The sequence below is a fragment of the Methylobacterium sp. ARG-1 genome (assembly GCF_001262595.1).
Lineage (GTDB): Bacteria > Pseudomonadota > Alphaproteobacteria > Rhizobiales > Beijerinckiaceae > Methylobacterium > Methylobacterium brachiatum.
In genome coordinates this window covers 19,610-33,901 of sequence record NZ_LHCD01000047.1, presented here as the reverse complement: position 1 = coordinate 33,901, position 14,292 = coordinate 19,610, and the positions used below count along the sequence as shown (strand labels likewise).

Genomic DNA, 14,292 nt, shown 5'->3' with positions numbered 1-14,292 from the left:
CCCGCCACGACGACCTCGACGCCATCGTCGCCCAGGCGCTCGCCTGGGAAGACAAACTCAGTACGCGCAATCGGGTCTGAGCCGATGGCCTCCCGCCGCGCGCTGCTGGCAGGCGCCCTGTGCCTCGTCCCGGGCGTCGCCTCAGCCGCGAAGCCGGCGGCGTCCGACGGCGCATTCCAGGCGTTCATCGCGTCCCTGCGTCCCGACGCGGAAGCCCGCGGCGTGGCGCCCGAGACCTTCGCGGCGGCGTTCCGGGGCATCTCGGCGCCCGATCCTGGAATCCTGGCCCGGACGAAGCAGCAGGGCGAGTTCGTCCGCCCGGTCTGGGACTATCTGGTTGGCGCCGTCTCGGCTGGCCGGATCACCCGCGGGCGCGCCCGCGCGGCTGCCCTTGCGCAGACGATCACGGCCATCGAGCGGCGCTACGGGGTTCCGGGCTCGGTAGTGCTGGCCTTCTGGGGCATCGAATCGGACTTCGGCGCGAGCGCCGGGAGCGTCTCGACCGTCCGGGCGCTCGCGACCCTGGCGCAGGCGAAGCATCGCGGCACGCTGTTTCGCGATGAGCTCCTCGCCGCCCTCACCATTCTCCAGCGGGGCGGCATCACGCCCGACCGGATGCGCGGAAGTTGGGCCGGCGCCATGGGGCAGGTCCAGTTCCTGCCCTCGACCTATCTCGCGCACGCTGTCGATTTCGATGGCGACGGCCGCCGGGATATCTGGACGAGCGACGCGGATTCGCTGGCATCCATCGCGGCCTACCTCAAGGATCTCGGTTGGGATCCGACCGTGTCCTGGGGCTACGAAGTGCGCCTGCCCGAAGGGTTCGACCTCGCCGACTACACCGGAGACCTCGGCAAATTCGCGGCTCGCGGGGTCCGGCGCGCGGACGGCAAGCCCCTGCCGGAGCAGGGCAAGGCCAGCCTCTTCCTGCCCGGTGGTCTCGGCGCGCCGGCCTTCCTGATCACCGGCAATTTCGAGGTGATCCGCGGCTACAACACGTCGGATTCCTACGCGCTGGCGGTTGGCCACCTCGCCGACCGCCTCGACGGCGGCCCGGGCCTGGCGGCGCCCTGGCCGACCGGGCCGCGGCTCGACGGTGCGGGGTTGCGCGCGCTTCAGTCCGGGTTGGCAGCGGCGGGTGTCTACGATGGCCCGAACGATGGCCGCGCCGGGCCGAAACTGCGCGAGGCGGTGCGCCATTACCAGATCGGCGCGGGCCTGCAGGCGGATGGCTACGCCACACCGGCCCTTCTCGACCATGTCCGGAATCGACACGGCCTCGTTCGATAGCGCCCGGTTTAGACGTGCGCGACGGTCTGCCGTATAGTGCCTTGGACCGATCGGCATCCGGTCGCGTTTGGAATGCGGGATGCGCATGAAAGTCGCTGTCTGGCGTCGCACGACCCGTCCGGCCCTCCTCGGGCTGGGCATCCTGCTGTGCGCAGCGGGTCTTGCGCTGGTCGGCGGCACGCCTGCCCAGGCGCAGTGGGGCGACAGCTACCAGCAGCCGGGAAACGGGACCTATTACGAGGCGCCGCCGCGGCGTCGCCCGCGCGACGCGTATTACCGCGATGACGGATCCTACGCGCGCCAGCCACGCTACGCTCCGCCCCAGGAGGCGCCGCGCCAGTTCTACTGGCCGTGGGAGGATCGGCCGCAGCAGGTCGCCCCCGCGCCGGAGCGCACCTACCGGGCCCCGCGCCCGCGCAGCAATTACGGTACCGCCGACACCCAACGGCCCCCGCCCGTGGTCAAGCGCCGGGAGCGGCCCACCCGGGCCCCGACGCCGCCGAAGCCGGCCGTCGCCAAGACCGCCCCGAACGTGCAGATCGCGGTGTTCGGTGATTCGCTGGCGGACCATCTCGCCCGCGGCCTCGACGACGTCTTCGAGGATAATGCGGACATCGCCATTGTCGATCGCGCGAAGGGTGATAGCGGGCTCGTCCGCAAGGACGTGGTCGATTGGGCGAAGAGTGCCGAGGATTACCTCCGCGGCAATCCGAAGGTCCGCTACGGGCTCGTGATGCTCGGCGCCAATGACCGGCAGCCGATCCGCGAGGGCGAGGAGACGGCCGAGCCGCTGACCGATCGCTGGAAGGCCCTGTACCGCGCGCGGGTGGACGCCCTGGTGAAGGTGTTCGCCGATCACAAGATCCCGCTCGTCTGGGTCGGCCTCCCGCCGGTGCAGAGCGAGTCGCTGAGCCGGGACCTGGCCAGCATCAACGACATCGTCCGGGACAGCGTGACGAAGGCCGGCGCGACCTATGTCGATATCTGGCCAGGCTTCGTCGACGACCGGGACCGCTACGCCGCGTCCGGTCCCGATCCGGAGGGCCAGATCGCCAAGCTTCGGACCGCCGACGGCGTGCATTTCACCAAGGCGGGTGACCGGAAGCTCGCCCACTTTGCCGATGTCGAGCTGAAGCGGCTCATGGGCACCGCGCCCCCGGCGCTGACCGAGCAGCCGCCTACCGCGACCATCACCCCTGGGATCCCCACTTCGACTTCGGCTCCGAGCCTCGACGGCTCCGGTCAGCCCACCGACACGGCGTCCATCGATCGTCAGATCACCGCGATGCTGCCGAGCCTTCCGGAGCCGCCTGGAGTCCCGGCCCTGCCGGTGAAGCCCGCGGCTGGCCCGGTCGTGCCGCTCGGCCGGACCGAAGTCTCCCCCGGCGGGGCGTTGCTCACTGGCCGGCCGCGCGACGGTGATAACCTCGGCACCGTCGAGCGGACGCTCGTGCGGGGTGCTGCGCCCCTGCCCCAGCCCGGCCGCGCCGACGATTTCCGTTGGCCGCCCGGCTGACGACATAGAACCGGCGCGGGCTGGCGACCCGCGCCGGCGAACCGCGGCGCCGCCTAACGCGGCAGGACGCTCGCACCCATCAGGGTCTCGTCGATGGCACGGGCCGCCTGACGACCCTCGCGGATCGCCCAGACCACCAACGACTGGCCCCGGCGCATATCGCCGGCGCTCCAGATCTTCGCGTCCGAGGTGCGGTAATCCTCCTCGTTCGCCTCGACATTGCCGCGCTTGCTCACGCTGATGCCGGATTGCTCGAGGAGGCCCTTCTGCACCGAACCGGCGAAGCCGATCGCCATGAAGACGAGGTCGGCCGGCAGGATGAACTCGGTGCCGGGGATCGGCTGACGCTTGGCATCGACCCGCGCGCAGACAACGCCAGTCAGCCGGCCCTTCTTGTTGCCGTCGAGACGCAGGGTTGCCGCCTGGAACTCGCGCTCGGCACCTTCGGCCTGGCTGGACGAGGTCCGCATCTTCGTCGGCCAATACGGCCACACCGTCAGCTTGTCCTCGCGCTCGGGCGGGCGGGGGCGGATGTCGAGCTGGGTCACCGACAAAGCGCCCTGACGGAAGGCGGTGCCGACGCAGTCCGAAGCCGTGTCGCCGCCGCCGATCACCACGACGTTCTTTCCTGAGGCCAGGATCGGCGCCTCGCCGTTGCCGCGCATTGGCTCGGCCGCCACGCGCCGGTTCGACTGGACGAGATACGGCATCGCGTAATGGACGCCCTCCAGCTCCTGACCGGGGAGCTGCGGGTTACGCGGATCCTCCGCACCGCCGCAGAACATCACCGCGTCGAACTCGGCCTTCAGCTCGTCCACCGGCTTGGTCACGCCGATATTCTGGTTGTAGTGGAAGACGACGCCCTCGGCCTCCATCTGCCGCACGCGGCGGTCGATGTGGCGCTTCTCCATCTTGAAGTCGGGAATGCCGTAGCGGAGCAGGCCGCCGGCCTTCGGCTCGCGCTCGAACACGTGGACGTCGTGGCCGACCCGGGCGAGCTGCTGGGCCGCCGCTAGGCCGGCGGGCCCGGAACCGACGATCGCCACACGCTTGCCGGTGCGGACCGCGGCCCGCTCGGGCTTGATCCAGCCCATGTTCCAGGCGCGGTCGGCGATGGCCTGCTCGATCGTCTTGATGGCGACCGGCTGGTTCTCGAGGTTGAGCGTGCACGCCTCCTCGCAGGGCGCGGGGCAGACGCGGCCGGTGAATTCGGGGAAGTTGTTGGTGGAATGGAGGTTGCGCGACGCTTCCTCCCAATCCGACTGGAACACGAGGTCATTCCAGTCCGGGATCTGGTTGTGGACCGGGCAACCGGTCGGGCCGTGGCAGAACGGGATGCCGCAATCCATGCAGCGCGCCGCCTGTTTGGTCAGGTCGTGCTCGTCCAGCGGCAGCGTGAACTCGCGGAAGTGCCGAACGCGGTCAGCCGCGAGCTGGTACTTCTGCTCCTGCCGGTCGAACTCGAGGAAACCCGTGATCTTGCCCATCGATCAACCCTTGAGGCCCGCAGATCGACCGATGCTGCAGCCTATGAGACTTTCATTCCGCGATCGGCGCCCGTTTCGCACGGGCGCCGATACCGAGAGCTCTACTCCGCCGCCACCGGCATCCGCGCCATCTCCATCTCGCGCAGCGCGCGGCGGTATTCCACCGGCATCACCTTGACGAACTTGGTGCGGAAGCTCGCCCAGTCGTCGAGGATCTGCTTGGCTCGCGGGCTGCCCGTATATTTGAGATGGTTGGTGATCAGCTGGCTCAGGCGCTCCTCGTCATGGCCGGACATGTCGGCCAGGATGTCGACGCGCCCCTTGGTCTCCAGATCGCCGTCCTGGTGGAAGCGGCGCATCAGGTCGTCCTCCTCCTCGACCGGCTCGAGATCGACCATCGAGAGGTTGCAGCGGGCCGAGAACGAGCCGTCCTCGTCGAGCACATAGGCGATGCCGCCCGACATGCCGGCCGCGAAGTTGCGCCCGGTCTCGCCGATCGACACCACGACGCCGCCGGTCATGTACTCGCAGCCATGGTCGCCCATGCCCTCGACCACGGTGATCGCGCCGGAATTACGCACCGCGAAGCGCTCGCCAGCGGCGCCGCGGATGTAGCACTCGCCGGCGATCGCCCCGTACAGCACGGTGTTGCCGACCATGATGGTCCGGTCCGCGGGCGATTTCAGCGCGTCGCTCGGCCGGATGATCAGCTTGCCGCCCGACAGGCCCTTGCCGACATAGTCGTTGCCGTGACCGGTCAGCTCGATAGTGACGCCGGCCGCGACCCAGGCGCCGAAGCTCTGGCCAGCCGTGCCCGACAGCTTCACCACGATGGTGTCGTCGGGCAGCCCCTCGTGGCCGTGGGCTTTCGCGACCATGCCGGACAGCATCGCGCCCGCGGCCCGGTCCGAGTTCCGGATCGTGTCGGCGACGACCACCGGCTCGCCGGTCTCGATGGCGTGCTTGGCCTTCTCGATCAAGCGCCGGTCGAGGACCGTGTCGATCGGGTGGTGCTGCCGCTCCACGTGCCGGATGGCGATGCCTTCGGCCACCTTCGGACGGTGGAACAGCTTGGTAAAGTCGAGCCCGCGCGCCTTCCAATGGGCGATGGCCTCGACCTTGTCGAGCACGTCCGAACGACCGACCGCGTCCTCGAGCTTGGTGAAGCCGAGCGAGGCCAGGATCTCGCGCACCTCCTCCGCCACGAAGAAGAAGTAGTTCACCACATGCTCGGGCGTGCCCTTGAAGCGCTTGCGCAGGACCGGATCCTGCGTGGCCACGCCCACCGGGCAGGTGTTGAGGTGGCACTTGCGCATCATGATGCAGCCGGCCGCGATCAGCGGCGCGGTCGAGAAGCCCATCTGGTCGGCGCCAAGCAGGGCCGCGATGACGACGTCGCGGCCGGTACGGATGCCACCATCGGCCTGGAGGGCGACGCGGCCGCGCAGGCCGTTGAGCACCAGCGTCTGCTGGGTCTCGGCGAGGCCGGTCTCCCAGGGGCCGCCCGCATGCTTCAGCGACGTCAGCGGCGCGGCGCCGGTGCCGCCGTCATAGCCCGAGATCGTGATGTGGTCGGCGCGCGCCTTGGCGACGCCTGCCGCGACGGTGCCGACGCCGACCTCGGAGACGAGCTTGACCGACACGTCGGCCGACGGGTTCACGTTCTTCAGGTCGAAGATCAGCTGGGCCAGATCCTCGATCGAGTAGATGTCGTGGTGCGGCGGCGGCGAGATCAGGCCGACGCCCGGCGTGGCGTAGCGGACCTTTGCGATCTTGGCGTCGACCTTATGGCCGGGCAGCTGACCGCCCTCGCCGGGCTTGGCACCCTGCGCGACCTTGATCTGCATCATGTCGGAATTCACGAGATATTCCGTCGTGACGCCGAAGCGGCCCGAGGCGATCTGCTTGATCGCGGACCGGCGCGAACGCCCGTCCGGCAGCGGCTTGAACCGCTCGACCTCTTCGCCGCCTTCGCCGGAATTCGACCGTCCGCCGAAGGAATTCAGCGCGATCGCCAGCGTCTCGTGCGCTTCCTTCGAGATGGACCCGTAGGACATCGCCCCCGTGGCGAAGCGCTTGACGATCTCGGCGGCCGGCTCGACCGAATCCAGCGGCACGGGCGCGCGGCCGAGCTCGGCAGCCGACTTGAGGCGGAACAGGCCGCGCAGGGTCTTGAGCTGATTCTCCTGCCGGTTCACCAACGCCGCATATTCGCGGTAGCGCTCGGGCACGTTGAGGCGGACCGCGTGCTGGAGCGTCGCGATCGTGTCGGGCGTCCAGGTATGGGCCTCACCGCGCAGCCGGTAGGCGTACTCGCCGCCGACATCGAGGGCGTTCCGGTAGATCGGCGCGTCGCCGAACGCATCGCGATGGCGGCGCACCGTCTCCTCCGCGACCTCGGCCATGCCGACGCCCTCGATGGTCGTGGCTGTGCCGAAGAAGTCCCGGCTGACGAAGGTCGAGTTCAGCCCGACCGCGTCGAAGATCTGCGCGCCGCAATAGGACTGGTAGGTCGAGATGCCCATCTTGGACATGACCTTGAGAAGGCCCTTATCGATCGCCTTAATGTAGCGGTAGATGATCTCGTCGTCCGTGAGGTCCGGCGGGAACTCGTTCTTCATCGCCAGGAGCGTCTCGAAGGCGAGGTAGGGGTTCACCGCCTCGGCACCGTAGCCGGCCAGGCAGGCGAAATGGTGCACCTCGCGTGGCTCGCCCGATTCGACCACGAGGCCGACCGAGGTGCGAAGCCCCTTTCGAATCAGGTAATTGTGCACGGACGCCGTGGCGAGCAGCGCCGGGATCGGGATCCGGTCCGGCCCGACCGCCCGGTCGGTAAGCACGATGATGTTGTAGCCGCCGCGCACCGCCGCCTCGGCCCGGTCGCAGAGCCGGTCGAGCGCGCCGTCCATGGCCTGCGCGCCCATCTCGGCCGGGTAGGTCATGTCCAGGGTCTTGGTGTCGAACCGGTCCTCGAAATGGCCGATCGAGCGGATCTTCTCGAGGTCGCCGTTGGTCAGGATCGGCTGGCGGACTTCCAGGCGCTTGCGCCGGGACGCGCCCTCCATATCGAGCAGGTTCGGCCGCGGACCGATGAACGAGACGAGGCTCATCACCGCCTCTTCCCGGATCGGGTCGATCGGCGGGTTGGTGACCTGTGCGAAGTTCTGCTTGAAGTAGGTGTAGAGCAGCTTCGACTTCTCGGACAGCGCCGAGAGCGGCGTATCCGTGCCCATCGAGCCGACCGCCTCCTGGCCGGTGACGGCCATGGGCTGCATCAGCAGCTTCAGGTCCTCCTGGGTGTAGCCGAAGGCCTGCTGGCGATCGAGCAGGCTCACGTCGGAGCGGGTCTCCCGCGCCACGACGGGCTTCAGGTCTTCCAGCACGATCTGGGTGTTCTTGACCCAGTCGGCATAGGGGTGCGCGGCGGCGAGCTCGCCCTTGATCTCCTCGTCGGAGACGATCCGGCCCTTCTGCAGGTCGATCAGCAGCATCCGGCCCGGCTGCAGGCGCCAGGACTGGACGATCTTCTCGTCCGGGATCGGCAGCGTGCCCATCTCGGAGGCGAGCACGACCAGCCCGTCATCGGTGACGATGTAGCGGGCCGGGCGCAGGCCGTTGCGGTCCAGGGTGGCACCGATCTGGCGGCCATCCGTGAAGGCCACGGCCGCCGGGCCGTCCCACGGCTCCATCAGGGCGGCGTGGTACTCGTAGAAGGCGCGCCGCTCCTCGCTCATCAGCGGATTGCCAGCCCAGGCCTCCGGGATCAGCATCATCATGGCATGGGCGAGCGGGTAGCCGCCCTGCACGAGGAACTCGAGGGCGTTATCGAAGCAGGCGGTGTCGGACTGGCCCTCGTAGGAGATCGGCCAGAGCTTCGAGATGTCGTTGCCGAACAGGTCCGAATCGACGCTCGCCTGGCGCGCCGCCATCCAGTTGACGTTGCCGCGCAGCGTGTTGATCTCGCCGTTATGGGCGACCATCCGGTAGGGGTGCGACAGCCGCCAGGTCGGGAACGTGTTGGTGGCGAAGCGCTGGTGGACGAGGGCGATCGCCGAGACGAACCGCTCGTCCTTCAGGTCGAGGAAGTAGTCACCGATCTGCGTGACGAGCACCATGCCCTTGTAGACGATGGTGCGGGTCGAGACCGAGACCGGGTAGAATTCCTTCACCCGCGGATCGTCGAGGGCGTAGACCTTGTTCGAGATCACCTTGCGGGCAACGAAGACGCGCCGCTCGAACGTGTCCTCGTCGGTGACCGAGGCCGGACGACCGATGAACACCTGCCGGTGATGCGGCTCGGTGGCCTTCACGGCCACGCCGAGATCCTCCGGGTCGACCGGCACGTCGCGCCAGCCCAGCAGCGGCAGGCCTTCATCCGCTAGGGCCGCCTCGATGATGCCCTGGATGATCGCCCGGGGCTCCTCGGCCTTGGGCATGAACAGCTGGCCGATGGCGTATTGCCCCGCCGGCGGCAGCTCGAAACCGAGCCGCGAGCACTCGTCGGCGAAGAAGCCGTGCGGAATCTGGGTGAGGATACCGCAGCCGTCGCCCATCTTCGGATCCGCGCCCACCGCGCCGCGATGGTCGAGATTCTCGAGGATCTTCAGGCCCTGCTGGACGATGGCATGGGTCCGGCGGTCGTGCATGTCCGCGATGAAGCCGACGCCGCAGGCGTCGCGCTCATTGGCCGGATCGTAGGCACCCTGGGCTTTGGGCAGAGCGGGATCGCGCACCGTGAGCGGCATCGCGCCGCCGCGCGGGGCGGCAGCCTGGAACTCGGAAGCGGCAAACTCTTCGGCGGGTCCGCGCTGGGCCATGCTTCGTCTCGTCCTTCCCTCGATCCCCCACCGTCGGCGCGCCCGCGAGCATGTTCCATGCCCGAGAGCCACAACCGGCCGGCGCCCCGACCCGATGCCGCAGGCGATCCGGTCGGTCCCCACAGGGACGTGTCCGTCGACCTCCGTTCATCGAGAACCCGGACCGCTCCAGGAGCGGCGCGCTGGCGCGCTCGACACCATCTGCCGGATTTCTCGCTGGCGCGCGAGACGGAGACGGCTCGCATGCGCGGCCAATGGGACAGTCGTGCTGTCCTAAGTCGCGAAATTGGCAGATTGAAACCGTTTCAGCAAGGGACCGCGCGAGCGCGTAGGCGCGGCATCGGCGACTTGGCTTAAACGCCTGTTCATCAGTGTCTTCCGCAATCTCGCCCGAATCACACGGTCTACGACCTATGCCGAGCACAAGCGGCATGCGGGGCAACGACCTCGCCGGCATGGTCGAGGTCTGGGCAAACCGGCCCGGACCATGCCGGAACCGGTTACTCTGCCGGGTCTCCAAGACGGGAACGCACCAGAGTGATGAGCGAGAACAGACTGGCCAGCCGTGCCCGGCGCGCAACGACGCGTGCCCTCTGTGCAGCCTTGGTGTCCGGCAGCGCGATCCTGGCTCTTTGCCACGGCGCCAGCGCGCAATTCGCTTTCGAGGACGAGATTCTCCCACCCCGTGTGATCGCGTGGCGCCTGGCCGATCGCGGGTTCAGCGGCGTGAGCCGCCCGCGTTTTGACGGGCGCGTCTACGTCGTCGACGCCGTCAGCCCCACGGGCGTTCCGATGCGGCTGTTCGTCGATCCCGCCGCGGGCGCGATCGTCGGGCGGCAGCGGCTCGGCGCACCGGAGAGCTATGCGCGGCTCGAGCGGCCCGCCCCCGGCTTCGGCTGGACCGAGGAGGATGCGGCCCCGCGCCGTCTCCTGCGGCCGGCGACACCCGACGACGTCCCGCCCCCGGCCGCCCGGCCGCTGCGCCGTGCAAATCCCGAGGCCCTGCGCCCGGATACCAATCCCGATGGGCTCAATCCCGACGGCCGTGCGCGCCCGGATGCGCCCCGCAAGGTCGCCCGGGCGACGCAGCCCGGTCGCCAGCCGGAGGTGAAGCCCGCGCTGCGCACGACGCCCGAGGCGCCGGCACCCAAGATCGCACCCACCGAGGCGGCCAAGGCCGATCCGGCGGATGGGGCGAAGTCGGACACCAAATCCGCCGCGATCGAGAAGGCCCCGGAGGTGAATCCGGCCCCCGCGAATACCGCGCCGGCCAAGCCGGCCTCGGGCGCCGTGGCCGAGGCGCCCAAGCCTGCAGCGCAGGATTGGAAGGATCCGCCGCCGGACAAGAAGCCCGTGCGAATCATCGGCGGCGCGACCATCGTCCCCGGCCCAGCCGAGAAAGAGCCCTCCGCGGCTCAGTAGGGCTACGCGGGCGGGAACAGCCGTTCGGCCCCGGTGAAGACGGTCAGCGTGTCGGAGCGGGCAATCGCGCAGAGCGTGATCCCGTGCATCGTCGCGCGCTCCAGGGCGAGAGAGGTCGGAGCCGAGATCGCGACGATCACGGCGGCGCCGAGCCGCGCGGCCTTCTCGACCATCTCGAACGAGCACCGGCTGGTGATCACCAGGAAGCCGTCGGCAGGGTCGGCGCCGGCTCGCATCAGCGCACCGATCAGCTTGTCCAGAGCATTGTGCCGGCCGACATCCTCTCGAACCGCGACCAGCGTGCCGTCGAGCCGGGCCCAGGCTGCGGCGTGAACCGCCCGGGTCTCGGCGCCCAGGACTTGAGCGGTATCGAGCCCGCCGAGCGCTCGGGCGATCGCCGGGAGCGCGACCCGAACATCCGGCGCATCCCGCATCTCGGCCCTGGGCAGCTCGGCCAGATCCTCAATTCCACAGACACCGCAGCCGGTCCGGCCGCTGATCGCGCGCTTGCGCGCCAGATGCTCCCGCAAGCGGCCGGGGGCGAGCTCGACATGCAGGCGCAGCCCATCCGGCGAAGCTTCGACCCGCGTTTCACGGATCTCATCTCCAGATTCGACGATCCCCTCGGTCAGGCTGAAGCCGTAGGCGAAGTCCTCCAGATCGGCGGGCGTCGCCATCATCACGGCATGCGGCACGCTGCCGTAGATAAGGTTGACCGGCGCCTCGACGGCTAAAGACCGCATCCCCGGTTCGGGATTACCGGCCGCGTAGGCGGCGACCTGCATCGGCACCCGGACCGTGCAAGGCGGAAGCCCCAGCGCGCGCTCCTCAGCTTTCTTCAACATCCAATGCTCCGACGAGGTCCCATAGCATCGCTGCCACCGCATTTCCGAGGTGTCCGAACAGAATCGAAAGCAGCGAAAGGTCCGGCCAACATCGCTCCGGCGGCTTGGGAAAGCGCTAGAATCCGCGCGCTGCGACGCTTGTGCGGTTGCACCCCGACCGCCCTTGTGATCTGAAGCCGCGATCGGATACACGCCGGATAACACAACCGGCAGTCCGTCACGTCGGCACCATCCCGCGCTCAGTCAAGACGGGAAAGGCCGCCGGGAAACCAAATCGTACGGGGAGCAACGAGAGGCAGATGCGGACGGTGCGGACGATCACCCGATCACCCTGGAGCCTCGCCGCCCTCGGCGCTTTGCTCACCTCGACATCCGGTGCGCTCGCGGCCGGCTTCGGACAACCGGTGCCGTGGGAGATGAGCCGGCAGATCCCGGTCACCGAGAACGCGCGCGACATCCTCAGCTTCGAGATCGGCCTGCATTGGCTCTCGCTGGCCATCTCGGTCTTCGTGCTGGCCCTGATCCTGTGGTGCGTCTTCCGCTTCAACGAGAAGACCAACCCGACCCCGTCGCGCACCACCCACAACACCGCGATCGAGATCGCCTGGACGATCGTGCCGGTGCTGATCTTGGTCGCCGTGGCGATCCCGTCCTTCCGGTTGCTGCGCACGCAGCTGGCCGATCCGAAGGCCGACATGATCGTGAAGGTGATCGGTCACGCCTGGTACTGGTCCTACGAGTACCCGCAGACCGAAGCCGGTGGCGGCTTCACGTTCGATGCCAACATCGACGAGGACAAGCAGCCCCGCCTGCTCCAGACCGACAACGAAATGGTCGTGCCGCTGGGCAAGATCGTGAAGATCCAGGTCACCGCCGCGGACGTGCTGCATTCCTGGGCGATGCCGGCCTTCGGCTTCAAGATCGACGCCGTTCCGGGCCGCCTGAACCAGATGTGGTTCCGGGCCGACAAGGAAGGCACGTTCCACGGCCAGTGCTCCGAGCTCTGCGGCCAGCGCCACGCCTACATGCCGATCGTCGTGCGGGTGGTCAGCGAGCAGGCCTATGCCGACTGGCTGAAGGAGGCGAAGACCAAGTACGCCCGCATCGACAACGGCACGAGCTTCGCCGAGGCTCGCTAAGCTCCGGTTGACCGAACAGAACCCGTCAGATCCACAAGGCACCCGAATCCATGGCTACAGCCGCAGCCCATGCCGAGGCCCACGAGGTCCACGACCATAAGCCGTCGTTCTTCGCCCGCTGGTTCCTGTCGACGAACCACAAGGACATCGGCACCCTCTATCTGCTCTTCGCCTTCTGCGCCGGCATGATCGGCGCGTTCCTCTCCTTCGGTATCCGGATGGAGATGGAGGAGCCGGGGCTGCAGTACTTCTCCAATCCCGCGACGTACAACGTGTTCGTCACGGGTCACGGCCTCATCATGGTGTTCTTCATGGTGATGCCGGCGCTGATCGGCGGCTTCGGCAACTGGTTCGTGCCCCTCATGATCGGCGCGCCGGACATGGCGTTCCCGCGCATGAACAACATCTCGTTCTGGCTCACGGTGGCGGGTTTCTGCTCCCTGCTGTGCTCGCTGTTCGTCGAAGGTGCCCCGGGCGCATCCGGCGCCGGAACCGGCTGGACGGTCTATCCGCCTCTCTCCACCGCCGGCCATCCCGGCCCGGCCGTCGACTTCGCGATCTTCGCCCTGCACCTGTCCGGCGCGGGCTCGATCCTCGGGGCGATCAACTTCATCACCACGATCCTGAACATGCGCGCCCCGGGCATGACGCTGCACAAGATGCCGCTCTTCGCCTGGGCCGAGTTGGTCACCGCCTTCCTGCTGCTGCTGTCGCTGCCGGTGCTCGCGGGCGCCATCACGATGCTGCTCACCGACCGCAACTTCGGCACGACCTTCTTCGACCCGGCCGGCGGCGGTGACCCGATCCTGTACCAGCACCTGTTCTGGTTCTTCGGCCACCCCGAAGTCTACATCATGATCCTGCCGGCCTTCGGCATCGTCTCGCACATCATCGCCACGTTCTCGCGCAAGCCGGTCTTCGGCTACCTCGCGATGGCCTACGCGATGGTCGCGATCGGCGTCGTCGGCTTCGTGGTCTGGGCCCACCACATGTACACGGTCGGCCTGTCGCTTCAGACGCAGTCCTACTTCGTATTCGCCACCATGGTGATCGCGGTGCCCACCGGCGTGAAGATCTTTTCGTGGATCGCCACGATGTGGGGCGGCTCGATCCGATTCACCGCGGCGATGCACTGGGCGGTGGGCTTCATCTTCCTGTTCACCGTCGGCGGCGTGACCGGCGTCGTGCTCGCCAACTCGGCGGTCGATAAGTACCTGCACGACACCTACTACGTCGTGGCTCACTTCCACTACGTGCTGTCGCTGGGCGCGGTGTTCATCATCTTCGCCGGCGTCTACTACTGGTTCCCGAAGATGACCGGGCACATCATCCCGGAATGGGCCGGCAAGCTGCACTTCTGGCTGGCCTTCATCGGTGCAAACGTCCTGTTCTTCCCGATGCACTTCCTCGGGCTGGCCGGTATGCCGCGTCGCTACGCCGACTATCCGGTTGCCTTCGCGGCCTGGCACAAGGTCTCCACCTACGGCGGCCACATCTTCGGCCTCAGTATGTTCGTCTTCATCATCGGCGTCGTGCTGGCCTTCCGGTCGAAGGAGCGGGCTGCGGACAATCCGTGGGGCGAAGGCGCGACCACCCTCGAGTGGACGCTCCCCTCCCCGCCGCCCTTCCACCAGTTCGAGACGCTGCCGCGCATCGTCGACGAGCCGGGCGCGCACTGATCCATCCTCGCGAGGGCCGCATCCGCGGCCCTCGCCCTTCCCCGGAGGCCGCGACGGCGACCTCCCGGCAAGGGCGACCGAGACGGGCGATCCGCAC

At 68.3% G+C, this 14,292-nt stretch carries 8 protein-coding genes; 5 read left to right on the top strand and 3 right to left on the bottom strand.

Going from position 1 to position 14,292, the window contains the following annotated elements:
• Positions 1-84: 84 nt before the first annotated feature.
• Positions 85-1,290, top strand: a complete 1,206-nt coding sequence (locus tag AKJ13_RS27635) for a lytic murein transglycosylase (RefSeq protein WP_050736204.1) — start codon at positions 85-87, stop codon at positions 1,288-1,290.
• A gap of 79 nt (positions 1,291-1,369) precedes the next feature.
• Entirely contained in the window at positions 1,370-2,806 is a 1,437-nt protein-coding gene (locus AKJ13_RS27630) for an SGNH family hydrolase (RefSeq protein ID WP_050736203.1), read from the top strand.
• Between the two features lie 53 nt (positions 2,807-2,859).
• On the opposite strand, the gene AKJ13_RS27625 is transcribed toward AKJ13_RS27630, so the two are convergent.
• Positions 2,860-4,293 (bottom strand): glutamate synthase subunit beta, encoded by a 1,434-nt coding sequence (locus AKJ13_RS27625; RefSeq protein WP_007561741.1) that lies wholly within the window; start codon positions 4,291-4,293, stop codon positions 2,860-2,862.
• 101 nt (positions 4,294-4,394) lie between these two features.
• Positions 4,395-9,110 carry a glutamate synthase large subunit gene (gene gltB, locus AKJ13_RS27620; protein WP_050736202.1) on the bottom strand — a complete coding sequence of 1,572 codons (4,716 nt, stop codon included), beginning with the start codon at positions 9,108-9,110 and terminating at the stop codon, positions 4,395-4,397.
• 726 nt (positions 9,111-9,836) lie between these two features.
• Between gltB and AKJ13_RS27615 the strand changes: the two genes are divergently transcribed.
• On the top strand, positions 9,837-10,532 hold the full coding sequence (locus AKJ13_RS27615; protein ID WP_244471765.1) for a hypothetical protein: 696 nt from the start codon (positions 9,837-9,839) through the stop codon (positions 10,530-10,532).
• Positions 10,533-10,534: 2 nt separating this feature from the next.
• On the opposite strand, the gene fdhD is transcribed toward AKJ13_RS27615, so the two are convergent.
• Positions 10,535-11,317 carry a formate dehydrogenase accessory sulfurtransferase FdhD gene (gene fdhD, locus AKJ13_RS27610; RefSeq protein WP_244471766.1) on the bottom strand — a complete coding sequence of 261 codons (783 nt, stop codon included), beginning with the start codon at positions 11,315-11,317 and terminating at the stop codon, positions 10,535-10,537.
• Positions 11,318-11,676: 359 nt separating this feature from the next.
• Here fdhD and coxB point away from each other — a divergent pair, with 359 nt between their 5' ends.
• Together coxB and ctaD are read left to right on the top strand one after the other, a co-directional pair.
• A complete protein-coding gene (gene coxB / locus AKJ13_RS27605; protein WP_050736199.1) occupies positions 11,677-12,516 on the top strand; it encodes a cytochrome c oxidase subunit II in 840 nt (279 codons plus the stop codon).
• A gap of 50 nt (positions 12,517-12,566) precedes the next feature.
• On the top strand, positions 12,567-14,195 hold the full coding sequence (gene ctaD / locus AKJ13_RS27600; protein WP_050736198.1) for a cytochrome c oxidase subunit I: 1,629 nt from the start codon (positions 12,567-12,569) through the stop codon (positions 14,193-14,195).
• The last annotated feature ends 97 nt before the right edge of the window (positions 14,196-14,292 follow it).

Excerpts from the sequence above, each read along its gene's own strand:
- AKJ13_RS27630 (WP_050736203.1), top strand. The coding sequence starts at position 1,370 with ATGCGCATGAAAGTCGCTGTCTGGCGTCGCACGACCCGTCCGGCCCTC.
- ctaD (WP_050736198.1), top strand. The coding sequence starts at position 12,567 with ATGGCTACAGCCGCAGCCCATGCCGAGGCCCACGAGGTCCACGACCAT.
- coxB (WP_050736199.1), top strand. The coding sequence starts at position 11,677 with ATGCGGACGGTGCGGACGATCACCCGATCACCCTGGAGCCTCGCCGCC.
- AKJ13_RS27625 (WP_007561741.1), bottom strand. The coding sequence starts at position 4,293 with ATGGGCAAGATCACGGGTTTCCTCGAGTTCGACCGGCAGGAGCAGAAG.
- AKJ13_RS27635 (WP_050736204.1), top strand. The coding sequence starts at position 85 with ATGGCCTCCCGCCGCGCGCTGCTGGCAGGCGCCCTGTGCCTCGTCCCG.
- gltB (WP_050736202.1), bottom strand. The coding sequence starts at position 9,110 with ATGGCCCAGCGCGGACCCGCCGAAGAGTTTGCCGCTTCCGAGTTCCAG.
- fdhD (WP_244471766.1), bottom strand. The coding sequence starts at position 11,317 with ATGCAGGTCGCCGCCTACGCGGCCGGTAATCCCGAACCGGGGATGCGG.